The 26,701-nt window shown below is 49.4% G+C and carries 37 protein-coding genes; 29 read left to right on the forward strand and 8 right to left on the reverse strand.

What is annotated here, in order from left to right:
- Nucleotides 1-134: 134 nt before the first annotated feature.
- Both MHUN_RS15675 and MHUN_RS15680 read left to right on the forward strand, forming a co-directional pair.
- A complete protein-coding gene (locus MHUN_RS15675) occupies nt 135-1,937 on the forward strand; it encodes a PEGA domain-containing protein (protein ID WP_011449939.1) in 1,803 nt (600 codons plus the stop codon).
- Nucleotides 1,938-1,973: 36 nt separating this feature from the next.
- On the forward strand, nt 1,974-2,288 hold the full coding sequence (locus MHUN_RS15680; RefSeq protein ID WP_011449940.1) for a hypothetical protein: 315 nt from the start codon (nt 1,974-1,976) through the stop codon (nt 2,286-2,288).
- A gap of 9 nt (nt 2,289-2,297) precedes the next feature.
- Here MHUN_RS15680 and MHUN_RS15685 read toward each other — a convergent pair whose 3' ends face one another.
- On the reverse strand, nt 2,298-3,215 hold the full coding sequence (locus tag MHUN_RS15685) for a class I SAM-dependent methyltransferase (protein ID WP_011449941.1): 918 nt from the start codon (nt 3,213-3,215) through the stop codon (nt 2,298-2,300).
- A 39-nt stretch (nt 3,216-3,254) separates the two neighbouring features.
- On the opposite strand from MHUN_RS15685, the gene hmgA reads away from it, so the two are divergent.
- Both hmgA and MHUN_RS15695 read left to right on the forward strand, forming a co-directional pair.
- Nucleotides 3,255-4,460, forward strand: a complete 1,206-nt coding sequence (gene hmgA, locus MHUN_RS15690; RefSeq protein WP_011449942.1) for a hydroxymethylglutaryl-CoA reductase (NADPH) — start codon at nt 3,255-3,257, stop codon at nt 4,458-4,460.
- 56 nt (nt 4,461-4,516) lie between these two features.
- Nucleotides 4,517-5,500, forward strand: coding sequence for a hypothetical protein (locus MHUN_RS15695; protein ID WP_011449943.1), 984 nt, complete (start codon nt 4,517-4,519; stop codon nt 5,498-5,500).
- 19 nt (nt 5,501-5,519) lie between these two features.
- Here the strand turns inward: MHUN_RS15695 and MHUN_RS15700 are convergent, their stop codons facing one another.
- From MHUN_RS15700 to xseA, 4 genes are read right to left on the reverse strand one after another with little or no spacing between them, the layout of a single operon-like run.
- Nucleotides 5,520-5,837 carry a hypothetical protein gene (locus MHUN_RS15700; RefSeq protein WP_011449944.1) on the reverse strand — a complete coding sequence of 106 codons (318 nt, stop codon included), beginning with the start codon at nt 5,835-5,837 and terminating at the stop codon, nt 5,520-5,522.
- A 50-nt stretch (nt 5,838-5,887) separates the two neighbouring features.
- Nucleotides 5,888-6,310 (reverse strand): hypothetical protein, encoded by a 423-nt coding sequence (locus MHUN_RS15705; protein ID WP_011449945.1) that lies wholly within the window; start codon nt 6,308-6,310, stop codon nt 5,888-5,890.
- Nucleotides 6,307-6,492 carry an exodeoxyribonuclease VII small subunit gene (xseB, locus tag MHUN_RS15710; RefSeq protein WP_011449946.1) on the reverse strand — a complete coding sequence of 62 codons (186 nt, stop codon included), beginning with the start codon at nt 6,490-6,492 and terminating at the stop codon, nt 6,307-6,309. The genes MHUN_RS15705 and xseB overlap by 4 nt, the downstream gene beginning before the upstream one ends.
- Complete coding sequence (xseA, locus tag MHUN_RS15715; protein WP_011449947.1) at nt 6,476-7,894, reverse strand: exodeoxyribonuclease VII large subunit; 1,419 nt, start codon at nt 7,892-7,894, stop codon at nt 6,476-6,478. The genes xseB and xseA overlap by 17 nt, the downstream gene beginning before the upstream one ends.
- A gap of 21 nt (nt 7,895-7,915) precedes the next feature.
- On the opposite strand from xseA, the gene MHUN_RS15720 reads away from it, so the two are divergent.
- The 22 genes from MHUN_RS15720 to MHUN_RS15815 all read left to right on the forward strand — a co-directional run bounded on the left by MHUN_RS15720 (nt 7,916) and on the right by MHUN_RS15815 (nt 21,367).
- A complete protein-coding gene (locus MHUN_RS15720) occupies nt 7,916-8,761 on the forward strand; it encodes a sugar phosphate isomerase/epimerase family protein (protein ID WP_011449948.1) in 846 nt (281 codons plus the stop codon).
- Nucleotides 8,762-8,941: 180 nt separating this feature from the next.
- Complete coding sequence (locus MHUN_RS15725) at nt 8,942-10,231, forward strand: hemolysin family protein (protein ID WP_011449949.1); 1,290 nt, start codon at nt 8,942-8,944, stop codon at nt 10,229-10,231.
- The gene (gene purN, locus MHUN_RS15730; protein WP_011449950.1) at nt 10,228-10,845 is read left to right on the forward strand and encodes a phosphoribosylglycinamide formyltransferase; all 618 of its coding nucleotides are present in this window, start codon (nt 10,228-10,230) and stop codon (nt 10,843-10,845) included. The genes MHUN_RS15725 and purN overlap by 4 nt, the downstream gene beginning before the upstream one ends.
- Nucleotides 10,842-11,180 (forward strand): ribonuclease P protein component 4, encoded by a 339-nt coding sequence (locus MHUN_RS18490; RefSeq protein ID WP_011449951.1) that lies wholly within the window; start codon nt 10,842-10,844, stop codon nt 11,178-11,180. The genes purN and MHUN_RS18490 overlap by 4 nt, the downstream gene beginning before the upstream one ends.
- Nucleotides 11,161-11,409, forward strand: coding sequence for a YhbY family RNA-binding protein (locus MHUN_RS15735; RefSeq protein WP_011449952.1), 249 nt, complete (start codon nt 11,161-11,163; stop codon nt 11,407-11,409). Before MHUN_RS18490 ends, MHUN_RS15735 begins: the two co-directional genes overlap by 20 nt.
- Nucleotides 11,410-11,487: 78 nt before the next feature.
- On the forward strand, nt 11,488-11,910 hold the full coding sequence (locus tag MHUN_RS15740) for a 30S ribosomal protein S19e (RefSeq protein ID WP_011449953.1): 423 nt from the start codon (nt 11,488-11,490) through the stop codon (nt 11,908-11,910).
- 18 nt (nt 11,911-11,928) lie between these two features.
- The gene (locus MHUN_RS15745) at nt 11,929-12,261 is read left to right on the forward strand and encodes a DNA-binding protein (protein ID WP_011449954.1); all 333 of its coding nucleotides are present in this window, start codon (nt 11,929-11,931) and stop codon (nt 12,259-12,261) included.
- A complete protein-coding gene (locus MHUN_RS15750; protein WP_011449955.1) occupies nt 12,258-12,851 on the forward strand; it encodes an alpha hydrolase in 594 nt (197 codons plus the stop codon). The genes MHUN_RS15745 and MHUN_RS15750 overlap by 4 nt, the downstream gene beginning before the upstream one ends.
- 7 nt (nt 12,852-12,858) lie before the next feature.
- Nucleotides 12,859-13,011: a 50S ribosomal protein L39e gene (locus MHUN_RS18495; protein WP_011449956.1), complete on the forward strand. Its 153-nt coding sequence runs from the start codon at nt 12,859-12,861 to the stop codon at nt 13,009-13,011.
- Nucleotides 13,012-13,016: 5 nt separating this feature from the next.
- Complete coding sequence (locus tag MHUN_RS15755; RefSeq protein ID WP_011449957.1) at nt 13,017-13,280, forward strand: 50S ribosomal protein L31e; 264 nt, start codon at nt 13,017-13,019, stop codon at nt 13,278-13,280.
- Nucleotides 13,281-13,946: a translation initiation factor IF-6 gene (locus tag MHUN_RS15760; protein WP_011449958.1), complete on the forward strand. Its 666-nt coding sequence runs from the start codon at nt 13,281-13,283 to the stop codon at nt 13,944-13,946.
- Between the two features lie 2 nt (nt 13,947-13,948).
- Nucleotides 13,949-14,143 carry a 50S ribosomal protein L18Ae gene (rpl18a, locus tag MHUN_RS15765; protein WP_048067620.1) on the forward strand — a complete coding sequence of 65 codons (195 nt, stop codon included), beginning with the start codon at nt 13,949-13,951 and terminating at the stop codon, nt 14,141-14,143.
- 5 nt (nt 14,144-14,148) lie between these two features.
- Nucleotides 14,149-14,598, forward strand: coding sequence for a prefoldin subunit alpha (gene pfdA, locus MHUN_RS15770; RefSeq protein ID WP_011449959.1), 450 nt, complete (start codon nt 14,149-14,151; stop codon nt 14,596-14,598).
- 35 nt (nt 14,599-14,633) lie between these two features.
- Nucleotides 14,634-15,695 (forward strand): signal recognition particle-docking protein FtsY, encoded by a 1,062-nt coding sequence (gene ftsY / locus MHUN_RS15775; protein ID WP_011449960.1) that lies wholly within the window; start codon nt 14,634-14,636, stop codon nt 15,693-15,695.
- Nucleotides 15,695-17,008: a signal recognition particle protein Srp54 gene (locus tag MHUN_RS15780; protein ID WP_011449961.1), complete on the forward strand. Its 1,314-nt coding sequence runs from the start codon at nt 15,695-15,697 to the stop codon at nt 17,006-17,008. The genes ftsY and MHUN_RS15780 overlap by 1 nt, the downstream gene beginning before the upstream one ends.
- Nucleotides 17,008-17,592, forward strand: coding sequence for a tRNA (pseudouridine(54)-N(1))-methyltransferase TrmY (gene trmY / locus MHUN_RS15785; protein ID WP_011449962.1), 585 nt, complete (start codon nt 17,008-17,010; stop codon nt 17,590-17,592). The genes MHUN_RS15780 and trmY overlap by 1 nt, the downstream gene beginning before the upstream one ends.
- A complete protein-coding gene (locus MHUN_RS15790) occupies nt 17,583-18,830 on the forward strand; it encodes a tRNA pseudouridine(54/55) synthase Pus10 (protein WP_011449963.1) in 1,248 nt (415 codons plus the stop codon). The genes trmY and MHUN_RS15790 overlap by 10 nt, the downstream gene beginning before the upstream one ends.
- Nucleotides 18,817-19,110 (forward strand): 50S ribosomal protein L21e, encoded by a 294-nt coding sequence (locus MHUN_RS15795; protein WP_011449964.1) that lies wholly within the window; start codon nt 18,817-18,819, stop codon nt 19,108-19,110. Before MHUN_RS15790 ends, MHUN_RS15795 begins: the two co-directional genes overlap by 14 nt.
- 21 nt (nt 19,111-19,131) lie before the next feature.
- Nucleotides 19,132-19,485: an RNA polymerase Rpb4 family protein gene (locus tag MHUN_RS15800; protein WP_011449965.1), complete on the forward strand. Its 354-nt coding sequence runs from the start codon at nt 19,132-19,134 to the stop codon at nt 19,483-19,485.
- Between the two features lie 10 nt (nt 19,486-19,495).
- Entirely contained in the window at nt 19,496-20,056 is a 561-nt protein-coding gene (locus MHUN_RS15805; protein ID WP_011449966.1) for a DUF655 domain-containing protein, read from the forward strand.
- Nucleotides 20,053-20,823 (forward strand): 16S rRNA (adenine(1518)-N(6)/adenine(1519)-N(6))-dimethyltransferase RsmA, encoded by a 771-nt coding sequence (rsmA, locus tag MHUN_RS15810; RefSeq protein ID WP_011449967.1) that lies wholly within the window; start codon nt 20,053-20,055, stop codon nt 20,821-20,823. The genes MHUN_RS15805 and rsmA overlap by 4 nt, the downstream gene beginning before the upstream one ends.
- Nucleotides 20,792-21,367, forward strand: coding sequence for a HemK2/MTQ2 family protein methyltransferase (locus MHUN_RS15815; RefSeq protein WP_275039194.1), 576 nt, complete (start codon nt 20,792-20,794; stop codon nt 21,365-21,367). The genes rsmA and MHUN_RS15815 overlap by 32 nt, the downstream gene beginning before the upstream one ends.
- A 5-nt stretch (nt 21,368-21,372) precedes the next feature.
- Here the strand turns inward: MHUN_RS15815 and hxlB are convergent, their stop codons facing one another.
- The 3 genes from hxlB to MHUN_RS15830 form a co-directional block, all read right to left on the reverse strand.
- Entirely contained in the window at nt 21,373-22,005 is a 633-nt protein-coding gene (gene hxlB, locus MHUN_RS15820; RefSeq protein WP_143709547.1) for a 6-phospho-3-hexuloisomerase, read from the reverse strand.
- 47 nt (nt 22,006-22,052) lie between these two features.
- On the reverse strand, nt 22,053-23,540 hold the full coding sequence (purH, locus tag MHUN_RS15825) for a bifunctional phosphoribosylaminoimidazolecarboxamide formyltransferase/IMP cyclohydrolase (protein ID WP_011449970.1): 1,488 nt from the start codon (nt 23,538-23,540) through the stop codon (nt 22,053-22,055).
- Nucleotides 23,541-23,637: 97 nt separating this feature from the next.
- A complete protein-coding gene (locus tag MHUN_RS15830; protein WP_011449971.1) occupies nt 23,638-24,693 on the reverse strand; it encodes a DUF3821 domain-containing protein in 1,056 nt (351 codons plus the stop codon).
- A 133-nt stretch (nt 24,694-24,826) separates the two neighbouring features.
- On the opposite strand from MHUN_RS15830, the gene MHUN_RS15835 reads away from it, so the two are divergent.
- The 3 genes from MHUN_RS15835 to MHUN_RS19325 all read left to right on the forward strand — a co-directional run bounded on the left by MHUN_RS15835 (nt 24,827) and on the right by MHUN_RS19325 (nt 26,671).
- Nucleotides 24,827-26,032: an SLC13 family permease gene (locus MHUN_RS15835; protein ID WP_394296022.1), complete on the forward strand. Its 1,206-nt coding sequence runs from the start codon at nt 24,827-24,829 to the stop codon at nt 26,030-26,032.
- 79 nt (nt 26,033-26,111) lie between these two features.
- Nucleotides 26,112-26,495 carry a response regulator gene (locus MHUN_RS15840; RefSeq protein ID WP_011449973.1) on the forward strand — a complete coding sequence of 128 codons (384 nt, stop codon included), beginning with the start codon at nt 26,112-26,114 and terminating at the stop codon, nt 26,493-26,495.
- Nucleotides 26,496-26,506: 11 nt separating this feature from the next.
- A complete protein-coding gene (locus tag MHUN_RS19325) occupies nt 26,507-26,671 on the forward strand; it encodes a hypothetical protein (protein ID WP_204222986.1) in 165 nt (54 codons plus the stop codon).
- Nucleotides 26,672-26,701 lie beyond the last annotated feature (30 nt).

The following is a 26,701-nucleotide window of genomic DNA, read 5'->3' on the forward strand; positions in this document are numbered from 1 at the left end:
TACCGAAGTTTTTCCATGTCATATCTCCGGTGAGAACATGTTTCACGCCGTGAATTATCAATATGTGTATCTGGATGACACAGAACTGCATCGCATTGCAGTAACTATATCGGATACTACCCCAACTCATTCTTATGGCACCACTCCGGTTATGGATACTCAGCTCCCTGTTAATATTGGCATTGACAGGTGTTGGGATCTCTGAAGAACTCTCCAATCAGGCAGAACCAACCGGGTTTATTCCCGATGGCTATGAAGATGACAATCCCCCGTATTATCCGACTGACTACCCGACCAATTCCCCCACCTATATCCCGACAGATATACCCACAGAATATCCAACTATTACCATTGAACCAACACCACAGGAGCAGTATGGATGGGTTTTAATAAACTCGGTCCCGTCTGGTGCCATGGTCACCTTTGATGGATCATATCAGGGTCTGAGTCCGGTAACGGTGCAGGTCTCACTGACTGAATCCAGGTTCCATCAGATCTACATCTCAATGGACGGATACCAGGACTGGAGCACCTCCCTTTCAGAACTCCCCGCACCAGGCCAGACAATTCCGGTCAATGCAATCCTTGTGCCGATGGAACCGACAATAACCCCTACGTATACCCCGACCTGGACTCCTACCGAGACACCAACATGGACCCCGACGCCAACCCCCACTATGATCGGTTCTGATTATGGATGGGTGTATATTGAGTCAGTGCCCTCCGGTGCTGAAGTAACCTTTGATGGTACCTACCAGGGCTCTGCCCCGGCTCTTGTCAAAGTGTATACGACTGGCACCCCATCACACCAGATCCTCGTCAGAATGACCGGATATTATGACTGGACCTCGTCCCTGAGAGAGAATCCGCTTCCGGATCAGACCATCCCCATTACTGCCACTCTGGTCCCGAAGGCACAGTATGGGAGTATCCGGGTGACGTCACATCCGACGAAGAGTATTGCAATCCTTGATGGAGGAAACCAGGATCTGACACCCTGCACGTTCTCAGACCTGATGCCCGGGCTTCATACAATCAAAGTTATCAAAGACGGATATCAGCCATTCATGTCGCAGGTCCGGGTAAACGCAGGATCACAGTCACAAATCCAGGCTCAGCTGAATCAGATAATCCAGACCGGAACACTCTATGTTTCCAGCACTCCTTCCGGTGCAGACATCCAGCTTGATGGCATATACTACGGACAGACACCATATACCCTCTCTGCATCTGCCGGCAGCCATAGTCTCATGCTCAGGCTGGCGGGATATAACACCTGGAAATCCGGTGTAACAATTTCTGCAGGTCAGCAGAACCAGATTTCAGCCAGCCTTGAACCACAGGGACCGCAGTTAGGGGCAATCCAGGTTGCAAGCATGCCCGGATCCTCACAGATTTTCCTGAATGACAATTATGAAGGGAAGACGCCCGATATCGGATACCTGGATATCCCCATGCTCAATCCGGGTATATATGCAATCAGGATTAGCCATCCCCAGAACCAGGATTACCAGGGAACGGTTGCTGTTAATGCAGGACAGGTGAGTACGGTCAATGTTGCCCTGCAGGCAGCACCTGTTCCGGCAACTGTTAATGGGACCCTGATGGTGCAATCCAATCCTTCAGGGGCAGCAATATTCCTTGATAACCTGTTTAAAGGGGTCACACCACTGAACCTTCCTTCAGTACCCCCTGGTGAGCATGCCCTGACCCTTCGGATAAATGGATATGATGATGCTGTCAGGCAGGTCAGCATAACTGGTGGGAATACCACGGATGTTGTTATTGAGATGGTACCGACTGCACCTTTGACTCAGGAACCGACACAGACCTCTGAGCCGACGCAGACAAAGTCACCCGCACCAATGTTTGCACTCTGTACCGGAATCGGCCTTGCTGCAGTAGCTCTCGTATTGTCCCGACGATCTGATCGGTGAGAAGAACTATCCCTTTTTTTTACCTATAGTACCAGTGTGAAGCATCCGATCACGCTCATATGCATCATCATCCTACTCGGGTTAGGTAGCATGGTTCTGGCAGAAGAGGATGATGTCACGAATTCATCACCCGTGATTTTTTCCTTTTCCGCTGCAAGTCCCGTGAAGGAAGCCCAGATCAATTTCACGCTCAATACCACCAGTCATTACTCAAAAAACGAGTCAATTGAAGCGTATTATAATAACCTCAGCATGGAAACCGACACAAGCCTTCCAAAATTAGTGCTGCTTGGGATACCAATGGAATGTCATTTCTGTATGATAATCCCATCAGTCATTCTTACAGGGTAGTCAGCAGAGCTATCCATCACCACGAACAATATCATATACCACGTGAAACCGGTCCGGAGAATAGGATCTGACATACCGGTGTTCGACGTTTTTTGCAGGAAATGTCCGTAGAGTATCAATATATTCATCCTCCCGGCTCACCAGGGCATACAGGTGTATCGTACCACCCGGCCGTGTCATCCTGAACGCTGCTGTAAGAAACGGGATCGAATGGAGGGGCAGGTTCATGATAATCCGGTCTGCAGGGTGCATAATGATGTCAGGAAGATTGATGGCATCCGAAAGGATGGGAACGACATTGGTCAGGCGGTTTCGTGCAATATTTCTGACCATGAGAATGACTGCTTCAGGATTGATATCTCCCGCATAGACAATGGAGGCTTTTTTTGCAAGGGGTATCGCAAAAGGCCCGACCCCGGCAAACATGTCAATGACACGCTCTCCTTCATTCATCAGTGAGAGAATACGCTGGCGTTCGCCGGACAGACGGGCCGAGAAGTACGCGAGAGCGAGATCAATGGAGAAATGATGACCATATTCGATGTATTCAGTCGCTGTGGTATCTCTTCCGGCAAGCACTTTGAACTTTTTTGTCCGGAACGGCCCTTCAACCGCACTCTCCGCAAACAGAACGGTATGATACGTCTTTTTTGACGCAAGAATATCAGCGGCACCAGAGGGATCATCATCCTGCATAATGGCAATTCCACCTACCTGTTCAAACCGGGGGAGATCTTTTTTCTCCTGTTCACAGGTGAATTCCTGACAAACCGCGCCCTCAATTTTTCTGATAACCGGGATGAGCAGATACTCCCCATCCGACCTGATCCGACACAGACGATCAAGCACCCCCTCTTCAAGAAGCCTTTTTCTGGTCTTCTCCCCTTCTGACCGGTGCACCTGAAGGCACCAGCGTTTTGTCTGCATCCCTCATGTGTTATGGCCGGGCCGGTATAACAGGTATGCATGGATGAGTACCTCCGCAGACTGCGGGATGGAACACTGAAATTATATGCGCTTGAGAAAGAACTTGCCCCCGCTGATGCTGTTTCCATCCGCCGGAAGTTTATCGAAGAAGAGACCGGAGTTCCGCTTGACCGGATTGGTGACTGTACCATCTCTCTTGACGCAGTGGTAAAGAAGAACTGCGAGAATATGATTGGCACGATCCAGGTACCACTCGGGGTTGCAGGACCTGTCAGGATAAAAGGAGAGTATGCAGACGGAACGATGTATCTCCCGCTTGCAACCACAGAAGGGGCACTTATTGCATCAGTGAACCGGGGCTGCAGCCTTATTACAGCAGCAGGAGGAGCCGATGTCAGAATATTAAAGGACGGTATGACCCGTGCCCCCGTTTTTGCTGCTGACAGCATTGTCCATGCAAAGGCCGTGTGTGACTGGATACATGCTCATGAGGGAGAGATCAGGGCGGAGGCCGAGTCCACGACCCGGTTCGGGAAACTGACCGGGATAGAGATGACAACCGCAGGAACATCTGTTTTTGTCAGACTCTCCTTTGTTACCGGCGATGCAATGGGGATGAATATGGTTACCATCGCATCAGCAAAAGCAGCAGATCTTATCAGCCGGGAGACCGGGGCACGCCTTATCGCCCTGTCCGGTAACTGGTGCACAGATAAAAAGCCGGCAGCGGTAAACGTTGTCATGGGGAGGGGCAAGACCGTCAGTGCCGGAGTTTTACTCTCCCAGGAACTGATAAGCAAGGTATTAAAGACCGATGCAGCCTCCCTCCTTGAAGTCAATACCAGAAAGAATCTGGTTGGATCAGCCCGTGCCGGTTCATTCGGGTTCAATGCTCATGCAGCAAATATCATTGCAGCGATGTTTATTGCCTGTGGACAGGATCCTGCCCATGTGGTGGAGGGATCACTCTGTATAACCACCGTGGATCCAGCTCATGAGGGGGTCTATGTTTCGGTCACACTCCCGGCTCTTCCAATTGGGACAGTCGGGGGCGGAACCAGTGTTGAAACCCAGGCAGAGTGCCTCCGGATGCTTGGCGTATCCGGCAGTGGTGACCCGCCCGGCTCACATGCCAGAAAGTTAGCAGAGATCGTTGCATCTGGTGTTCTTGCCGGAGAATTATCCCTCCTTGGAGCACTCGCGGCTCAGCACCTTGCCCGTGCCCACAGTACTCTCGGAAGATAATCTGTATTAACCTCTATCTCAGCAACTCTTTCTTTTCATATGGTACACCCTATCATATGACAGATTACGGGTGTATCAGACACCCTGCATTATGCAGGATTTTTCTGTTTGGTCTTCTCATTGCAGGACTTGTTCTGTGCATGATTCCGACGGTGAGTGCGGATTTTCCTGAGACACACTCATGGAACCCATACGAGGGATGGGATATTGAACTTTCATCAGTAGCAGGAATCGGACTATTTCCAACTGTAGAGGTTGACTGGACGCCAAAACCAACAGCAGGACCTCTCCCGAAAGTATCCAGCGACACCTGGGTGAAACTGGCCTACTATCCGCCCGGAACTGAGGCAGGTCAACCCGCAATTCTTGCAGGATATGTGGGTGGCAGGAACTACAATGCAGAGGTTACCATCACCGGCAAGATGAAGGCCGATGATGAATTTCATGATATTGTAACCACTAAAGCCCAGGAGAATGGTGTTTTTGTCTGGGCGGTACCAGATGAACTGAAATCAGTACCCTACTTCCAGGCTGTTGCGAAAGTAAGTGGGGCGATGGCAAAATCAGAGATTGTCCAGACCAGCGGGCTTTCCGGGTATGTTCCGGCTGAGTCATCTGTTCCGACATCACCATCACCCGGGCCTGTCATTGCAGCCTCAACACAGGTACCTGCACCGGCATCTGACCTTCCAAAGATTACCAGCATGACTCTTTCTGCGAATAACCTCCGCCCCACAGTGGGAACAGACGTGGAGCTCACCGGCCGGCTTGTTGATAGTTCAGGAAAAGGAGTGCCTGGTGTCAGCATCACAATAGAGGTCCCGGATTATGGAACTGATTTCCTGCCGCTGCTTACCACGTCTACCGATGGTGATGGACGATTCTCTGCAACCATCAGTACCTGGGAAGGCGGAGGCGTTCCGGTCAGGGCAGTATTTGAAGGAAATGATAAATATCTTGCCTGTACCAGTAACACTCTGACGTTTTACGCATCAGATAAAAAATCCACAGGTTTAACCGGTGGCGGGACAACACTCTAAAACGATAAATAAACCTTTTTTACGGATTTAAAAATCCGACATCAGGGAATGGCACGGTCTGATCCAGAAGCAGAAAGACGATCTGCGGGACGAAGAGCAGAATTACAACCAGCACTCTGAGTGGCGCATGCTCTATCTTCCGGTAGGCATATATAGTAACCACGAGCAGGAGCATCATTGCCAGGATCCACATGTATGTATATGGGGCAGCTTTTCCCAGACTTATCGTGAGCACTGCATAGCTGACCAGCGAAGTAAAAGCCATGGTTCCGCATACAAGTGCAACTATTGCGAAGAATAACTCTACCAGTATCAGCGCTCTGTTCCGGGCAGTCACGATGAATCATTCCCGCTCTTTTTATAAAATAATTGTGATGAGTTCTTCATTTACCCCATGATATTGGAACTGACTTTGATTACCTTGGCTTCCACCTCAGCCTGTCGTTCACCTGATGAGAGTTTTCTGAAATTATCAGGTGTCATCTGAAGTGACAGCGTTCTTTTTACCGATATCGTGCTGCGTTTTTCAACCGTACCGACCGGAATATTCTCATGAATAAACCGGTACTCAGGGAGGTCCTTTGGTGTACTTACAAGAGCCATGATCTCAACATCATATGCATTATTTCCCCCGGCATTCTCTATATCAAGGCTGACCTCATAGGTGATGGTATTCGTTTCAGGCGATATATTCACCTGCTGTATGGCAGGGACGATATTGAGTTCAGGAGGAGCATAACTGCTACATCCGGCACACAGGACAAACCCGGCAAATAGAATAAATATTGATACAATGAGGATTCGTTTCATGATTCGCGCCCCAGTTCTGTAATCTTTACTTCAGCTTCAGCCAGCCGGTCCTCACATTGCCTGACCAGAATCATCCCCTGTTCATACAGGGTAATCATCTCATCAAGACTCGTGTTGCCGTCTTCCATCTTTCGTACAATCTCTTTTAACTCGCCTATCAGTTCTTCATACTTTTTTGTCATGATACACCTGCGTTATTGCTGCATCTGCGGTTCCATCCCTCAGTCGTATCGTCACCATCTTACCAGGGGTAAGTTCAGTACAGGATCTGATTACCGTCCCTGCTGAACTGACCATGCAGTACCCGGCCTGAAAGAGGGCTTCAGGACCCCGTGCTTTGAGAATGGCAGACAATGATGTGAGTTCGGCACGCTCTGCCTGAAGTCTGACCTGAACTGCACAGGAAAGCCGCCCCTTTATTTCAGCAAGGAAATTTTTTCGTTCCGGAAGTTCGCGCCTGAGATACACCAGCGGGTTTCTCCCCTCAAGGCGGCCACGAAGTTCAGCAAGTCTGGATTGTGCTCTATCTTTTAATCCCTGAGCTCCCCGTTCCATGCGGTCGGTCAGATCTGCGAGAGCCTCCTGCCGCATCCTTACTTCACGAAGTAATCGTGGGGAGGAGAGGCGATCTCTGATCCCATTCAGGTCTTCCTGTGCTGATTCCAGCCGGTTCATGAGCTGTAAAAACATCCGCTTTCTCATATGTATGAGGGCATCGAGCTCACTCTCCCGGTCGGGTACGCACTGCTCTGCTGCATGTGAGGGGGTAGAGGCACTCACATCAGCGGCAAGGTCGGCAAGCGTGATATCCACTTCATGACCGATTGCGGCAATCACCGGCACCGGGCACGTGACGATGGCTTCGACCACACAGGGGTGATTGAATGCGAAGAGATCCTCATAACTCCCTCCTCCCCGACCGACGATGATAACATCCACCATATCCTGTACCCTGATGATTGCCCGGGCGATCTCCTCATGAGCAGATGCTCCCTGCACCATGGTTGGTGAAAGGATTATTTCAGCAGGAAACCGCTTCGAGATGACATTCCTGATGTCATGGATCACCGCACCAGTCGAGGAGGTGACTACTCCAATCCTGACCGGATACCTCGGTGGAATGCGTTTTCTATCAGGGCTGAACCATCCTTTCGCGGCCATCTCACGCCTCCACCCCTCAATTAGGAGTGCCCGCTCTCCGGCACCTGACGGCCTCATCTGGGTTATCTGAAAGGAGTACCGGCCTCCTGGTTCATAATGAGAGATAGAGCCATAGGCACGGACCTCCATCCCGTCATCGGGTGTAAAATCCAGGTATCGTGCGGCACTTTTCCATATGGCACATGAAACCACAGACTCCTTTCCGGCAATCTGTTCGGACAGGGAGAAATAGAGATGACCAGAACTGTGTCTCTTAAAATTGGTAATCTCCCCGATTATCCAGATATTCTGCAGGGATGGATCCTCCAGGAGCCGGGTAATCATTCTGGAGACTTCTGAAACCCGGAGTGTCACGGGGCCGTCCTTTTTCGTCCAGTTGTCGAGTGTTGCCTGGTCCATGATCACCTGATCGATTATCTTCATCCGGATAGATAATGTCTGGTAATGGATATTTCGTTCTCAAGTATGTTCTTTCATGATGCACCTCTTGAGGATATCTTTCGTTCCCCTGAACAATCAGGGGCAGACTGCCTAGAGTTCTGGCTTGAAACGCCTGACTTCTGGCTGAAAGGTCTCTGTCTTGATGAATTGAAAAGACAGGTAAAAGCCAGTCCGACCAGATCTCCTCTGTCAGTTCATGCACCGGTACTTGACCTGAATCCCTGCTCAATCAACCCGGATGTGCGGGAAGTCTCAATCAGGTGGATTGAACGATCAATCGAACTTGCTGAGCAGATCGAAGCATCTGTCTGCACCATCCATCCTGGTCGGAGAACAGCAAAACGGCCTCCGAGTATCACCGATTATCAACGGCTCGGTTTTATGCTTGACCGGATTGAACGGATTGCAGACGAGGTCAGGGTGAAGATCGCCATAGAGAATATGGAGCCTGCAGTAAATGCCCTGCTGACCACTCCGGATGAGATAATAAAAGTTCTGGATGAGCGATCCTGGCTCTATTTCACCTTTGATTATGCGCATGCGGTTGGGAGCGGACCTCAGGTGGTCTCGTCCTTTCTTGATGGAGGTGCCGGAAAAATAGTAAATATCCATATTTCAGGAGCAGGAAATGGACAGATGCATGGTCCGGTCAGCTCAGATGAAAATGCCACTCCTTTCCTTAGAGAGCTCAGGGATAACAGGTATGACGGGCAGATAACCCTTGAGATCAATGACCTGGTTCTGCCATCGGCATTATCATACCAGGAAAAAATTTCGTTGCTGAAGCAGGAGATAGCAGTGATAAGAAAAGCGTTCAAAGGGGAGGTGGAATTGACAGGGGCGATATGAATCATATTATAATGAATATTCTGTCAGTGCTGGAGTATACCTGTTTCATTGTGAGATCAGGGGGTATCTTTTTGTCTCTGGTTACAATATCATGTAGGAACAGTGAGGCAGAGGTATAATCTGTCAGGTCATACCTCTCATACCACAATTGTCTATGCCGTATTCCGGCGTGATCGCTGAATGATAGAATACTACCTTTATATAATCATCTTCATATTATGCCTCATTTTATCCGGTTTTTTCTCCGGATCGGAGGTGGCATTGTTCTCAATTACGAGAGCCAAAGTCAGAACTCTTGTCAACGAAAAAGAACCAGGATCAGAAGCTCTTGCTACCCTGAAAAAAAATCCGGACCGCTTTCTCATCACCATCCTTATCGGGAACAATATTGTCAATATTCTTGCGGCATCAGTCGCAACCGCAGTGGCAATCGGATTTCTTGGAGAGACGGGCATTGCTGTCACAGTATCAACCATCATTGTGGTATTACTGCTGCTTGTGTTTGGAGAGATTTGGCCCAAGATGTATGCATCCAGGAATGCAACCAGTTTTTCATTACGGTTTTCGCCGATCATTCTATTTTTATCCCGGATCTTCTCCCCGGTAATTTTCATATTTAATAAAATAGCCGGGAAGATGACCATGGCCGGAGCTTTTGCCCACCATATGATAACAGAAGAAGAGATCAAGGAATGGATTGATGTAGGACAAGAAGAAGGAACGATAGAGAAGGATGAACAGGAGATGCTTCATTCAGTCTTTGAGTTCTCTGATACCCGTGTGCGCGAAGTTATGACACCCCGGATTGATGTCGTTATGCTTGAGGATACATCCAGCTCTGATGAAGCCTTGGAGATCTTTAAAAATACCGGATTTTCGCGTCTGCCAATATGGCATGGGAATATCGATACTATCAAGGGGATTCTGAATGTCAAAGATGCCATCTTCTCAGTCCTTGAGACGCATGAATCCATTCCTATCGTAGAACTCCTGTCTGAACCACTCTTTGTTCCTGAAACAAAGAATATTGATGATCTTCTTCGGGAGTTACGGGCGAAAAAGACCCATATGGCCATTGTCCTTGATGAGTATGGGAGCTTTGTAGGGATTGTGACCGTGGAAGATATCCTTGAGGAACTCGTAGGGGATATCCTTGATGAGTTTGATACCGAAGAGCACGAACTTGTCAGAGTGGCAGAGGATGTCTACTCAGTTGATGCACGCATGTGGGTGGAGGACCTGAACAAGCACTTGGATCTGCATCTGCCAACGAGTGAGACGTATGAAACCATTGCAGGTCTTGTCATTGAACGGCTCGGTAATATCCCCCGGATTGGGGATGTATGTGACCTGACCGAAGAGGGAGTTCGCCTGGTGATTATCCAGATGACCGGAAAACGAATCAACCGCCTGAAACTTATCAGGATACACCCGCCAGAACCCTCTGATGAACAGGAGATGACAGGTTGAACCAGGGAAGGTTTGTAGTCCTTGCATCAGGCAGGGGATCCAATTTTCAGGCGATCATCGACCGAGTACATGATGGATATATCAATGCTGAATGTTCCGGGCTGATCACTGACAACCCGGATGCATATGCGATAAAGCGAGCTCATAATGCGGGAATTCCTGCGGAGGTCGTCCCGTACCGTAATTTTCCGGATAAAATCCAGTATGAGAATGCCCTCATGGAAGTTCTTGCGCGGTATAATCCTGACCTCGTGGTGCTGGCCGGTTACATGCGGCTTCTCGGTGAGCGGATCGTTGATGCATACACCGGGAAGATGATGAACATTCATCCATCTCTTCTCCCTGCATTTCAGGGTCTTCATGCGCAGAGACAGGCCCTGACCTACGGAACAAAGGTAGCCGGATGCACCGTCCACTTTGTCACCCATGACATGGATGCCGGACCGGTGATCATACAACGGACAGTCCCGGTCCTTGATGATGATGACGAGGAGACACTCGCTGACCGGATCCTTGTTGAGGAGCATCAGGCATATGCAGAGGCCATCAAACTCTTTTTTGAAAAGAGGCTCCGGATTGAGGGTCGGAGAGTACGGATTCTTCCCGATTCATGAGCAGGAAGGGGACGCGTTCAGATAGAAAGCATATTGCCATGGAACGGATCTCCATCCTGTTCTCCCAGGCAGAATCTTTCTTTTCTTGGAACCAGGAATACAGTCACCACTGTGTCAGATCCGCCCGCCTGATAGCCATGAAGGAGCGGGTAAGAATCCCCCCATGGCTGAGAAGAAGATATTGCAGAAGATGTAATGCATACCTGGTACCCGGTGTAACCGGACGAGTGAGAATATACCGGGGAAGGGTGATCATCACCTGTCTTACCTGTGGCTGGCATCGAAGAATACCAACTACCAGGAGTACCACTACCAATGGAAAAGAAAAGAAGTGATTCGGGATTTCATGACCTGAAACCCACGATATGGATCGGCAAACAGGGCATGAGCGATACCATACTGGACGAGATACAAAACCAGATCAAAGTCAGAAAAGTCATTAAAGTGAAGTGGCTTTCCAGTGTTGAGATAGATCCTGAATCGGTTGCAGCACAAAGCAGGACAAAACTCCTTCAGGTCCGCGGAAGAACGATGGTACTTGGAGATTCCAAACTCTACCAGTGATCGAAACCTCGAAATATATATGTACACTCCACGCGAATAAGTAGAGACTACGATCCGTATTGAGAGTGTGGACTATCGATGACTACTGTATATGATGTTCCGGCCGACAAGCTCATCGCGAAAGCGGCAATGGAACTGAAGGAAAAAGCCGAAATAACCGCGCCTGAATGGGCACCATTTGTAAAAACCGGTACACACCGTGAGATGCCTCCGGAAGATCCTGAGTGGTGGTATACCCGTGCAGCAGCAGTTCTCAGGCGTGTATATGTTGATGGACCGGTCGGTGTTGAGAGAATGCGTTCGGTTTATGGCGGTAAGAAAGACCGTGGTTCCAAGCCGAGCAAGTCGGTAAAAGGAAGCGGCTCTATCCTCCGTAAATCACTGCAGCAGCTTGAAGCAGCGGGATTTGTTGCAAAACAGAAGAACGGAAGAGTCATTACCCCTGCAGGCGCTTCATTCCTTGATGGGATCGCCTATACCGTCAGCAAAGAGAACCAGTAAACAGGAGTGGTGAAACAGATGGCTGAAGATGAACTGGCTGAGATCCGCCGGAGAAAAATGGCAGAGATGCAGCAGCACGCTGCAATGCAACAACAGGATATGGAGCGTCAGCAGCAGTACGAAGCTCAGATGCAGATGGCACTCATGCAGATTCTTGAGCCGGAAGCCAGGGAAAGACTCAATACCATCAAACTCACCAAACCGGATTTTGCCAGGGCTGTTGAGCAACAACTGGTAATGCTTGCACAAAGTGGCAGAATCAAGAACAAAATATCAGATGATCAGCTGAAGGTCATCCTCCAGCAGGTGACCCCGGCGAAACGGGAATTCAATATCAGGCGGAAGGGATGAGGGCAGCCGTCCTCTTTTCAGGTGGAAAGGACAGCTCGCTTGCTGCCATTCTCCTCTCCACCTGGTACGAGGTCGAACTGAATACCTATCTCTTCAGCCAGGATACGAACATCGACGCGGTCAGGAAAGCCGCAGGATCACTCGGTTTTCCGCACCATATCCGCCAGTTCAGGGAAGAACTCCTTGGTGAAATGGTAGATCTCATCATCAGGGAAGGATTTCCAAATAATGCAATCCAGCAGGTTCACCGTGAGGCTATCCGGTGTTTATGCGATGAGTATGAAGTGATTGCAGACGGAACCAGGTTTGGTGACCGTGTCCCCCTCCTCACCGATGATGAGATTCGAAGTATCGGGGACCGGTACGGATGCTCCTATATCAGGCCCCTGATTGGATTTCCAAAAAAAGAGGTTGAACGACTGGTTTCCCGACACCTGATCATCACAAACGGAGTAACCGGTGAGATAGAGAACGGGGATTATGAAACCGGGATTCGGAGAGAACTCGTACGAAGAGGTCTTTCTCCTGAATCATTCTTCCCGCCTGCACACCAGCAGTCGCTTGTCACCGGGAGAAAAACCAATTCATAGGTGTATCATGAGCAAACTGACAAAATGCCGTAAGATTCGGTTATCAAAAAAGACCACACAGAACCGCCGGGTTCCCCAGTGGGTTATGGTAAAGACAGCCAGAGCAGTAATGGCCCATCCACAGCGTCACAGCTGGCGGCGGAGCACCCTTAAGGTGTGAGAGATATGGTAGAGAAACTTCAGGAACAGATGTATGTGATTCCCCTCGGGGGAGTGAAGAGAGTACCGAGATGGCGCCGGAGTGCAAAGGCGATGAAGGATATCCGTGCATTCTTAAGCCGTCATATGAAGAGTGATGATGTCCGCCTTGGCCAGGATATCAATGAGAAAGTCTGGTCCAGGGGTACAGAAAAGCCTCCTGCACGGGTCCGCGTCCGGGCTATGAAGCTCGAAGACGGGCATGTACAGGCAGAGCTGGCTGAGGAGTAGATGGACCGTTTTGTCTCGATAGCCGGCGATCCCCATATAGGCGTTTTCACCCGCGTATTTGATGATATCGCGGTTGTTCCACCAGATGTACCTGAAGAGGTTACCACCAGGTACGAAGAGGCATTAAAGGTTGAAATTGTCAGGACCACCATCCAGAGAAGTCCGATCATTGGTTCACTTCTGGTCGGAAACAATAACGGACTGGTAATCACGGGAATGGCAACCGAAGAAGAAATAGCAACCCTCTCAGAATATCGTGACCTGATGCTGCTGGAAGAGGGTATGAATGCTGCCGGGAATATTATTCTGGCAAACGATCACTTTGCGGCTGTTCATCCTGAAATGGATGAGGAGTTCATGGATGCCTTGAGTGACTTTCTGAAAGTTCCGGTCATTCCCCTGACCCTTGGTGATGTCAAGACAGTCGGGATGGCGGCAGTCGCAACGAATTCAGGTGTTGTTGTCAGTCCCCGGACTACCCCTGGAGAAATACAGAGACTGGAACAGGTATGTTCCCTGCCTGTCGGGAAAGGGACTGTTACCATGGGGAATGCAATGGTCGGGACAGGCCTCGTTGCAAACCGTTACGGGTATCTGGCCGGAGTCGGGACAAGCGGATATGAACTCGGCAGAATTGAAGACATTTTAGGTTTTGAGGAGGAATAAAGATGGATGAGAAGAAATTCGAAGTAAAAGGAACGTACCAGGAGAAGCGTGACTTCTGGAAACCATATACAAAAGTTCTCTCTGCACCAAATGCCACCCAGGCAAAAGAGCGGATTTTTGCAATCATTGGAAGCAAACACCGCCTTGCACGTCCTTACATCAAGGTTGAATCTATCTCCGAACTGAGTGGAGAGTGATACCCGTGGCTGCCCCCGTTGACCCCAGGGAAGTTCAGTCTCTTCAGACCTATCTGAACCAGTACACCCAGCAGGCAGAGGTATACTCCAGGCAGCTTGGGATGATGGAAGAAGGTATTCGTGAGGCAAACGCTTCAATTGAGACGCTGAAGGCCCTTGCAGAGGCAGGGGAAGCACCGGTATTCATGCCGATAGGTGGCGGACTGAATATCAGGGCTACCATCATTCAGCCAGATGAGGTCTTTGTCAGTATTGGCTCGGATATCATTGTTCAGAAGACGAATGAAGGTGCAATATCGTACCTGCAGGACCGGATTAAGGAGATGGAGGCAACAGCCAAGAATCTGACTGAGGTGCTGCAGAAGATTGATGCACAGGTAAAAGACATTCAGAAACGTCTTGAACAATTATACCGACAGGCCCAGGCTGAACAACAGGGTGCAGGTTCCCTCTGAACTCCTGCCTTTTGTTTGGCAGCAGGTGACGGAACATGTTCAAAGCACTGAAAGAAAAACTCTTTTCTGCCAGAAAAAAACTGGAACATTCTATCGAAGTAAACACTCCGGCCCAGAATGAAAAACCTCAGGGCATATCCAGAGCAGAGCAGATACACCCTCAGCAGGAAGTAGAGACCCCTGCTCCTGAACAGGTGAAGAAGGCTTCCCCAAAGATCACTGATAAGATCGTCTCTTTTGTCAGGGATCGTGAGTTTATCATCTCTGAAAAGGATGTCAATGATATCCTTGATGAGCTTGAGATGGGGCTGCTCGAGAGTGATGTAGCCTTTTCTGTAACTGAAGCGATTCTTGCAAGAATTAAGGCTGATCTCTCCGGATCGAAACGGAAGATAGGAACATCCGTTGACTCGATCGTCCGGAACGCACTATCTGATGCACTTCTTGGAGTCCTTGGAGAAGGGGTTGATATCTGTGCATTTATCAGGGAGCATGAACGTCCGGTCAAGATTCTCTTCACCGGCGTAAATGGCACAGGAAAGACCACCTCGATTGCAAAAGTCACCCGGTTTTTACAGAAAAACGGATTTTCTGTTGTTCTTGGTGCCGGGGATACCTTTCGGGCCGGTGCCATCGAACAGATAGATGTTCATGGTGAGCGGCTTGGAGTGAAGGTCATTCAGCACCAGGAGGGATCAGATCCGACCGCCGTCCTCTTTGATACAGTGGAATATGCCCGGGCACATAAGATTGATGTGGTTCTTGGTGATACCGCCGGACGGTTCCATAACCGGGCAAACCTGATGAACCAACTGGCAAAGATACGGAGAGTTATTAATCCTGACCTCATCGTGTATGTTGATGAGGCAGTTGCCGGAAATGATGCCGTCATCCGTGCTGAAGAGTTTGCAAAATCTGTCGGGATGGATGCCATCATGCTCACCAAAGTCGATATGGATCCAAAAGGAGGGGCTGCAATATCTGTTGCATATGCCGTTGGAAAACCTCTCCTCTTTATCGGAACCGGACAGGGGTATGATGATGTCATGGCATTCAACCCCCGTCTTGTTGTTGCTGACCTGCTGGGTGATGCATAATGCTTGACAACCTGGGATCGAACCTGAAGGATGCATTGCGAAAACTTGCCGGCAAGACCGTTATTGACCGGGCTGCAGTGGAAGAACTGGTTAAGGATCTCCAGCGGGCGCTGCTTCAGGCGGATGTGAACGTCAAGCAGGTGATGCAACTCTCACAGACTATCAAAAAGCGGGCCCTCGATGAGCAGCCGCCAAAAGGTGTTACCGCACGGGAACATGTTCTCCGGATCGTTTATGAGGAACTGGTCGCCCTTGTCGGTCAGAAGGTTGAGGTAACCCTTGGAAAGCAGATCATCCTGATGGCCGGTCTGCAAGGTTCAGGTAAGACCACAACGACTGCAAAACTAGCCCGGTTTTTCAAGCGAAAGGGGATGCGGGTTGCAGTCATCTGTGCCGATACCTTCCGTCCTGGTGCCTACACTCAGATAAAAACCCTCTGTGATAAGGTACATGTTCCCTGTTATGGCGATCCATCTGAACATGATGCCAGAAAGATCGTCAGGGAAGGCCTTGCCCAGCTGAAGGAAGAGGTCATCATTGTTGATACCCAGGGTCGTCATGCCCTTGAAGATGATCTTATAACCGAGATCATCGACCTGAACGAGATTACCAAGGCAACACACCGGTGGTTGGTTCTGGATGCTGCACTTGGTCAGCAGGCACGCGAACAGGCCAGGCGCTTTCACGAGGCGGTCTCCATTGACGGTGTCATCATCACCAAGATGGACGGTACCGCAAAAGGTGGTGGTGCTATGTCGGCAGTTGCCGAGACCGGATCCGGTATCGTCTTTATCGGTCAGGGTGAGACAATTGAGGATCTTGAGTGGTTTGATCCGAACAGCTACATCTCCCGACTTCTTGGCATGGGTGATCTCAAGGCTCTTGCCGAGCGGGTTCAGGAGTCGATCGATGAGCAGGACATCGATGTGAATGCCATGCTCTCCGGCAAGTTCACACTCCGGGATATGTACCGCCAGCTTGAAGCGGTCAATAAGATGGGGCCGTTAAAACAGGTCCTTTCCATGCTGCCACTCGGCGGGATGGATCTCCCCACCGAAGCGCTTGATGTGACCGCTTCAAAGATGGGTAAGTACCGGGTTATCATGGACTCGATGACCGCGACTGAACTTGATGACCCAACCGTCCTGAATGGATCACGTATCCAGCGGATCGCACAGGGTGCAGGTGCCCAGCTTGAAGAAGTCCGTGAGTTGATCAAATACTATAAGATGATGAAGCGGACATTCAAAGGCCTGAAGGGAGGAGAAAAGGGAATGCAGCGACTGATGAAGAAGTTTGGGAAAATGGGCTGATGACATCCTTTACCGTCATCGGCCATACCGCATGTACAGATGCATCGTTCCCGCTTGATGATCTTCCCGGAAAAGGGGGGCGAATGGACCTCCTCTGCCGGGCCGTCGCATCCTCCCTTTTTTTGTCTCATGGCATCCGTGAGGATACCACCTGTGATATCATGCTTCTTGGTCAGCCGCATCCTGGCCGGATTATCCGGTTTGATGGCTCAGCACTCAGAAGCCTCTCTCCTGATGAACGGAATATCGCGTCGTCAATTAAGAGAGCATTAGCGATCCCTGCCGGAAAAACCTTCCGCGAAGCAGGACCAGGTCTTCTGACCAGAAAAGGAACCTTGGCAGACCAGCTTTCAGAGAAACATTATGCCGTTCTTGATGAGTCCGGAGTTGATATCAGGAAGGTGGCCACTGAAGAACTGCCTGATGCATTTCTCCTCTCAGATAACCGGAACTTTTCAGATGACGAGATGGAACTTATAAGGGATATCCCCAAATATTCTCTCGGACCGGCTATTGTGCATGCAGACCATGCGATTGTTCTTATCCTCAATGAAATCGACCGAAGGAGATCAGGATGGATCTGACTGAATTATACCAGAAAGTAATAGAATATGGAGATATTTGTGACCACTGTCTTGGTCGGATGGTCGCGAAACGATCCTTTGGCCTCTCAAACGATCAGAGAGGGAAAGGCATCCGGATTGCAGCTGCACTGACTTTGAACCAGCCATATCAGGAACAGAAGGAACCCTGCTGGATTTGTGGAGACTTTTTTAAGTCCGCAGATGCATGGGCTGACCGGGTCATTGACGCATTTTCAGGCATTGAAGGAAAGACATTTGTCATCGGATCAAAGGTTCCTCCCCTCATGAGTGAGTCTGAAGAGATGGTGTGGAGTGATCTCGTCCTCTCTGATCCTGAACCACTCAAATCTGAGATAAACCGTGAGGTAGGAAAACGTGTTGCAGCAAAATCCTCCCTTGTTGGTGATACGAAGAACCCGGATCTGATTGCAGTCCTCAACATCAGTGATGGCACCATTGAGGTACAGATTCGTCCGCTCTTTCTCTATGGAAGATATTTTAAATACGAACGGGGGATCCCCCAGACTCATTGGGCATGCAGAGCCTGTAAGGGCGCCGGGTGTGAAGCGTGTGACGGGACCGGAAAACAGTACCGGGACTCGGTGGAAGAACTCATCGGTGCACCTCTGCTCCCCATTTTTAAGGCAGAACGGGTGTTTCTTCACGGCGCAGGACGAGAAGACATCGATGCGATAATGGTAGGGTCAGGAAGGCCGTTTATCCTGGAGATTGTGAATCCCCGGATCAGGGATGCTGATCCAAAAGCCCTCGAAGATGCCATTAATAAGTATAATGAAGGCCGGGTAGGAGTAACTGACATCAGATGGAGTGCCCGATCAGAGGTGGAAACCTTAAAGAGTCACAAAGGGCATAAAAAATACAGGATTCTGGTCGATATAGACGGTTCCGTCCCGGATACTGCCCTTCAATCAGCCGTACAGCAACTATCGGGGGCTTTAATTCGTCAGCGCACGCCGACACGAGTAGCCCACCGGAGAGCAGATAAAGTACGTGAACGGGGCGTTCTCGATATCAGATATACAGGAAAAGAGGGAAAGGACTTCGTACTTGAGGTCACCGGTGAAGCCGGCCTGTATATTAAGGAGCTGATATCCGGTGACCAGGGACGGACGACGCCTAGTCTGACAGAGGTCCTGAACACTCCTGCACGTGTTGTACAGCTCGATGTCATTCACGTAGAAGGAATAGATCAGGTGAAATCTCATGGCACTTCATAACGGTCCACGAAAAAAGACTCGGTATAAATTCAAGAAAGATCTCAGATCACGTGGTGTTCTTCCGGTAACCCGGGTCATCCAGCAGTTTGAACTAGGACAAAAGGTTCATATCGTTTGTGAACCGAGCATTCAGAAAGGAATGCCTCACCGCAGATTCCATGGCAAGACCGGCTCAGTAGTCGGTCAGCGGGGCCGTGCCTGGCTGGTTGAGATCCGTGACGGTAACAAATTCAAAACGGTCATCTCACGCCCCCAGCACCTTCGTGCACAGCAGTTCTAAAGGAAATAGAGGAAGATTGGCATGAAGATAAAAGGAATCCTGCAGGAAAAAGCAATTACTCTCCCCGAATTGAAAGAAGAGCTCCTGAATGTGGAAGCTGCACGACTTGAAAAGGGCAAAGAGATGTCATATGAGCTTCGGCGCAGTATTGAACATGCCAATCAGATCTCAAAAACATCTGCAGAGAAATCCAAGGAACTCGTGCAGGCACTACTGCAGCTGGATAAGGTAAAACCTGACGTGGCATACCGCATTGCAAATGTTATGCCACGGACACGGGATGAAGTGCGGGCAGTATTTGGCAGGGATAAATTTTCTCACACCCCCGAAGAACTCGATGCAATCATTGATCTGGTGATTTCTCACTTCAGATAGGCTGGTACTCATGAAAGAGGAAAAAAAAGAGATCAATGCAGTAGTTCTGGATATCCTTCCCAAAGGATACCCTGATGATCCCAGACCGATGTATAAAAGGGAGCCGGTTGTTCAGGCAGTCGGTGTAGAACAGTTCAAACTTCTTGAACTGATCCCAAAAAACCTGACTCTTGACATCGGTGAACTGGTTTACATCGGGGGTGGAGAGCGGCCCAAGATCGAACGGGTGAAGCGTCGACTCAGGTACGATGAACTGACCCATAGTGCAGTTCAGGAGCTCTCTTTTGCAATTGAACGGATAGTAAAGGATCGGGAGAAAGACTTTGTCGACTTTTACAACCGTGCAATTCCGATCACTCCGAAACTGCATATGCTCCACCTGCTCCCCGGTATCGGGAAGAAACTGATGTGGGAGATCATCGAAGAGCGCGAGAAGAAACAATTTGATAGCTTTGCAGATATATCTCAAAGAATCAAAACCATCCCGCACCCTGATCGGATGATCCTGAACAGGATACTGGAAGAGATTCAGGATCCGAACGTAAAATATCATCTCTTTACGTCACGATGAGAGCATACCGGGACCAGCATTTTCTGACTGATCCCCGGATTGTTGCCCGGATAGCAGATATACTTGACATTTCCGGCCGGATTGTCCTTGAGATAGGTCCGGGCGAAGGCATTTTAACAGAGGCCCTTCTTGAACGGGGTGCCAGAGTCATATCTGTTGAACTTGACAGAACCCTTATCGAACGATTATCACGGCGGTTTGCATCTGAAATTGCAGACGGATCTCTTACATTACTCCAGGGGGATGCCGTAAAGGTGCCGCTCCCGCCATTTGAGATCGTTATGGCAAACCTTCCGTATTCCATATCTTCTCCCATAACTTTCCGGCTGCTGGACATCGGTTTTGAAGCTGCAATACTTATGTACCAGAAAGAGTTTGCAGACCGGATGATGGCCCATCCGGGGACCCGTGACTGTGGGAGACTTTCTATTATGCTCCAGACCTATGCACGGGCGAACCGGTGCTTTGATCTTCCACCCGGAGCTTTCTCTCCACCGCCTGCCGTCAGGTCAACGGTCATGTGGATTGAACCCAGAGAACCATTATTCCCGATTCATGACCGGAAGATATATGAAGACCTCGTCCGCGAACTTTTCACCAGGCGGAGAAAGACAGTGCAGTCCACCCTGAAAGCACTGGCAGGGATGTTTGGAAAAGAGAAGATTGATTCGGTCGTCAGGGATCTAAATCCGGAAATTCTCTCATCACGACCAGAGGCACTCTACCTTGAAGACTTTGCCACCATCTCCAACCAGCTCAGTTCCTGATGAGGGGCAGATATACCCGCCCAGAGAAGATACCTTTTTTCTGCTCAGAATGGCTCAGGCGGAGGTAAAACCAGATGATATCGTCCTTGAAGTGGGGACCGGGAGCGGGTATGTTGCCTCATCCATTCAGGACTGCCGGATGGTCTTTGCAACCGACATAAACCCTCATGCCGTGCTCTCTGCTCATGAAAGAGGAATCCAGGTTGTAAGAACAGACCTTATCGCAGGACTTCGCCGGATTTTTTCTCTTATTCTCTTTAATCCCCCATACATACCTACGAGACCTGATGAACGATGCCACGACTGGCTTGAGTATGCCCTTGACGGAGGGCCGGACGGGAGAGGACCACTTACCCGGTTTCTTGATCAGGTTGCCGATGTTCTGATACCCGGTGGGCGGGTTTTGATTGTAATCTCCTCACTCCAGTATTTTGAAAAATGCGAGGAGATCTTTAAAAAAACCGGGTTTTCATATACTATCGCCGATCATGAGATCCTTGAAGATGGCGAGGAACTGAGAATATACCGCCTGAAAAGAGATTGAGGAGATTATTGCATATTGGTATACCGGTGCATAATCTCTTCAATGGAACAATGTTTCATCTCAATCAGGGCACTGATAACAGAATCTGCAAATATCATGGCAGTAGTCTCAAACAGGGTTCCGAGGGGGGTACAGGCAGCTGATATTGACCGGTGTTCACCACGGAGCTGCCTGAGGTCAAAATGATCAGGACCGACATGGCAACTCTCTTCTTCGGTATCCAAAAGAACCACGCAATCCGCAAGCTCTGCCATTGGTGAGACCCTGGTCCCGGTTATCAGACAGATCTGACCGCCTATCTGACGGGTGGTCTCACATGCCTCCATGACTGATTTTGTCTTTCCTGAGCCGGAAAATGCAATGAGGGTGTCATTCTTGTGAAATGAGGGGGTGACGGTCTCTCCTACCACATAGGAGGTCAGGCCCAGATGCATCAGGCGCATTGCAAAGGATTTTGCTACAAACCCTGACCGGCCGGCACCGATGACAAATATCCGGTCTGCCGACATCAATGCAGATATAAAACAATCAACCTGATCCTGCCTGAGAGTCTCGGCAATCTCACCGATGCGGGAGATCATCATGGACATGATATCCCGGAGGGGGATACATGGTTCAGTTGTGGATGGTGAAGACATGAAATATGCAATATTTTTTTTGGTTTTGGAAGTTCATGTTCCTTTGCTTAATGTCTGAAATACCTGATTCCGGTAAAGACCATTGCCATCTTCCTCCGGTTTGCCTCAGCAATGACTTCGTTGTCCCGGATTGATCCTCCTGGCTGGATAAGGGCGGTGGCCCCTGCTTCGGCGGCGACTTCAAGGGTATCAGAAAATGGGAGGAATGCATCTGATGCAACAACAGAACCCTTCAAGGAGAACTGCGCCTTCGAGATGGCTATCTTTGCACTGTCAACTCTGCTCATCTGGCCGGCACCAATGCCAAGGGCCCTGTTTTTATCTGCAAAGATGATAGCGTTACTTTTCACATGCTTACAGACCTTCATGGCAAGCATCATCGCCGCCTCTTCATCAGCGGTCGGATCCCGGTCAGTTACCACCCGCCATTCCTCTCTCTGAACCGGTGTCACCTGAACGAGAGCACCACCATCAATGGTTCTTATCGCTGCATGTCCTGCAGGATCGGTGAGATGAAGAAGCCGGAGGTTTTCCTTGGTCTTAAGAATCTCTCTCGCCTCTTCAGAGAAAGATGGGGCAACAAGCACTTCTATAAAGGTCGAGGCTATCTCTTTGGCTAGATCTGGGGTAACCTCCCGGTTAACCGCTACAATGCCACCATACGCGGAGACGGGGTCCACATCCCTGGCTGCAATATAGACATCGCGGATGATCTCCCCGGTCGCAACCCCGCAGGGATTATTATGTTTGACAATAACTGCTGCACATTCATCAAATTCACGGAGAAGCCCGACTGCAGCATCGACGTCAAGATAATTATTATATGACATGGCTTTCCCCTGGAGCGGAAGACTGCCACCAATCCCACTCTCACCATAGACTGCAGCAATCTGATGAGGGTTTTCACCATACCGCAGCATCCGGCCATTCCTGAACTGAACCGAATAGACAGAAGGCAACTCTTCTTCAAGACCATACAGATAGTTGCTGATGGCTCCGTCATAAGCGGCCATACGTGCAAAGACTTTCCTGGCATAGGCAAGTCGCTCTTCCTTGGAGAATGACTTTTTAGATGATACAGCATTCATGAGAGCAGGATAATCTGCCGGATCAATCACGACAAGGACATCCTGAAAATTTTTAGCTGCAGCACGTATCATTGCCGGCCCGCCAATATCGATGAATTCAATCAGTTCATCGAGGGGAAGAGACTGCTTTGTCATCTCCTCAAAGGGATAGAGATTGACCACGACGAGATCTATCGGCCCGATATTGTGCTCTTTCATTATGGCATCGTCAGTACCTCTCCGGCCGAGAATCCCTCCATGAATTTTCGGGTGTAATGTCTTGACCCGCCCGTCCATCATCTCAGGAAACCCGGTATATTCTGATACTTCGATGATGGGAATGTTTGAGGCAGTGAGTACTTTTGCGGTTCCCCCGGAGCTCAAAAGTTCAATCCCGGCCTGGTGCAACGTCCGGGCAAGGTCGATGATGCCGTCCTTGTTCCAGACTGAAAGGAGTGCACGCTTCATGTAGTACTACGTGAGTCATCAGGTATAATGAGGATACTGGGACATCCGGTCTGACGACCAGAACCGGATCAAAATCAAAAAAGTTGGGATATTTGTATTATCTTCTTTTTGCTGCCATCGTCATCATCACTGCCACAAGAGAAAGAAGGCAGACTACAACGCCAAGCGGCTGTTTTTGTGCTGATGGTTTTTCTTTGGGTGGAGAGGGAAGCGGAGGTTTCGTCGGTTTTGCGGTCACATCGATAGAGGACTGAGTGATGATTGGAGTAATATCAAGGGTCAGTTCTGGAACCGGTGTTTCAGTCGGAGTAGGGGTCGGTGTCGGGGTGGGAATATCGGTTTCTTTCTCTGAATTATCTGAATCAGTATCTTCAGATTCAGTTCCGGATTTTTTATCTGAACCATCTTTCTCTGACTCCTTCTCCTTTTCTGGTTTTATCTTGCTTAACACAAAGGTCGTTTTCAGACTGGTTGTCACGCCGTCACCTGAGTTCTTCTCGGCGATATCATTTGCCAGAATGGTGGCCCATGCGGTATATTCTCCTTCAGGATACTTGTCATCATCCTTAGTTTCCCAGACTGCACCGGTATCAAAGGGACTATAGTAGATGAATATTTTCTCTAAATTATATGTCCCGGTTGGTGACTGAAGCGTCGTGAATGTCGTCTCATTCGGACCGGTCAGATTAATCCTGACTGGAACTCCTGCTGAACCTGGCCGCTCCTGTAACAGATACATATTGGATGATATCTTAAATGAAACGAGGTTCCCCTTTTTGATCCATTCCGGCTCGTGATCAATCCCCTGCTCTACCACATCAAGCTGAATCCAGGGATCTTCAACCTTGAACACGGGTTTTTTACTGATGAGCCCGTACCATGTTCCGGTTTTACCGGAAAAGAATGCAGGATCCACAAAAAAATGCCGGGTATCCATTACTTTCGCACGGGAGTCAGGTGTTCCCTCAGGGGAGCCTGAACTCCAGAATGCGATCTCATCCCCGGCCCTGACATTACAATCTGATATATCAAGGTCATTTTCTCCGACAAATACCGTCCCTTCCTTTGGAATTTTTGAATCCAGTGCATATGCCCCGGTCCCGAAGAGCAGAAGAGTGAGTATGAGTATCAGGAAAAATCTGGACAAATCCATAATAAAGTATCATTTTCGCTTTTTTTAGATATTTGCGTGCTGAAGGACTTTGGTAAGGCGAGAGCATCATATTCCATGAAGGAAGAGTACTATCACGCAGTTCGCTCTTGTTATTCTGGGTCTTGTCTTTGTCCTGATTGCAATCCGTCAGGTCGGCCGGTTTTCCTTCTCGATATGGCAGGTTATGCTGGCCGGGGCAGTTCTGACTCTTATTACCGGACAGATATCACCGTATGATGCGATCCTGGCCATCAACCCCGGAGTCATGCTCTTTTTGTTTGGCATGTTCATCGTTGGAGAAGGGGTAAAAAACAGCGGACTTTTGGAAGACTGTATCACGTGGATCTGCCGGCATGCATCATCAGGTACCATGCTTCTGGTTCTCATCATCGGGACCATGGGACTATTATCAGCAGTTTTGATGAATGACACCATCGCTATTATCGGAGCACCCCTCATCCTGATTCTGGCCGGGCGACTTGGGGTCTCAAAACCCGGAGCAATGATTGCCCTCTGCTTTTCGGTTACAACCGGAAGTGTATTCAGCCCTATCGGAAATCCCCAGAATTATCTCATCGCCTCATATGTTCCAGATCTGTCCCCGTATCTCCTCTTTTTTTCAGGCCTTTTTATTCCGACTCTCCTCTCCCTCGGTGTGATCTTCCTCTTCCTGCGTCCGCTTTTCAGGGAAGTCAGTAACCCTGCTGAAGGATGCAGATTCGGGGAGATATCTCCGGATACCAAACCATGGCCGGTGTATCTCTCCTTTCTTTGTATATTCACCGGTATCGGACTGCAGATTATCAGCGGGCTTTTTCAGATGGGGTGGGCAGTTCCTATCGAGTGGATTGCAATCACCGCCGCCATTCCGGTTCTGGTTTTTTCAAAAGAGCGGATAAGACTTCTGAGAAATATCGACTGGCACACCCTCATCTTCTTTGCAGCGATGTTTGTCCTGATGCAGAGTGTGTATAATACCGGGTTCTTCCAAGGGCTGATACCGGAGACAGGAGGGACGGACATTCTGCTTGTGTTGGTTGCAGGGATTCTGTTCTCACAGGTTATTTCAAATGTCCCTTTTGTAGCTCTCTTCCAGCCGCTCCTGTTATCATCGGGAGTTTCCCCATCAATCGTTCTGGCTCTTGCGTCAGGAAGCACCATCGCAGGAAACCTTACCATTCTCGGTGCAGCCAGCAATGTCATCATCGTCCAGCAGGCAGAGCGACAGGGAGTTCATATTTCCATGAGATTATTCTGCAGATATGGTATTCCGGTGACATTCTTTCAGATGTGTATCTATGCGGTTTTTCTGATGGCAATACCCTACGAAAGCATCTGACTGGGCACACGCAGGTATTGCAGGGCATATCTTTAAATATGACAAATAAAAGACGATGATTTATTCCCAGGATTGTCCCATGTCAGGAATACTGGTCGTTGATGACAAGCCCGCGCACCGGGATCAGATTGCGGAGATACTCACCAATGCCGGATATCTGGTAACCGGTAAAGCCTCGTCAGGGGCTGAAGCGATAACCATGTTTCATCAGATGGAACCAGACCTGGTAACACTGGATCTTATCATGCCTGATATGAACGGTATGGATCTCCTCAGGATCATGAAGGGGACAAGTCCAATGGTATCATTTCTCATCTGCACGTCCATCTGCCATGAGATGATTGCAGACCTTGCAAAGCGATCCGGTGCTGATGCTCTTTTTCACAAACCTATCTCTGATTCATCACTTCTTGCAGCAGTTTCCAAAATCCTGGGAGCACCGCACCAGGAAAAGGAAGCTTAATTTAAAATTTCATGAGTGATGATCCGGGAGGGGATCCCGGACCTGAAAACAAGGTTTATGGGGTGTATCCATTTCCGGTCCAGTGCAGTTTATTGTGCGGGGAGTGCTGGATGGGGGGTTTTTTGGATTGCCTGAACCGGTCATGTCTCTTCTGGTTTTGTATTATCCTCTGGTGAGGATGGCATACCGGATGGGTAGGTGTGGGG

Origin of the sequence: Methanospirillum hungatei JF-1 (assembly GCF_000013445.1) — an archaeon.
In the GTDB taxonomy this organism is placed as follows: Archaea; Halobacteriota; Methanomicrobia; order Methanomicrobiales; family Methanospirillaceae; genus Methanospirillum; species Methanospirillum hungatei.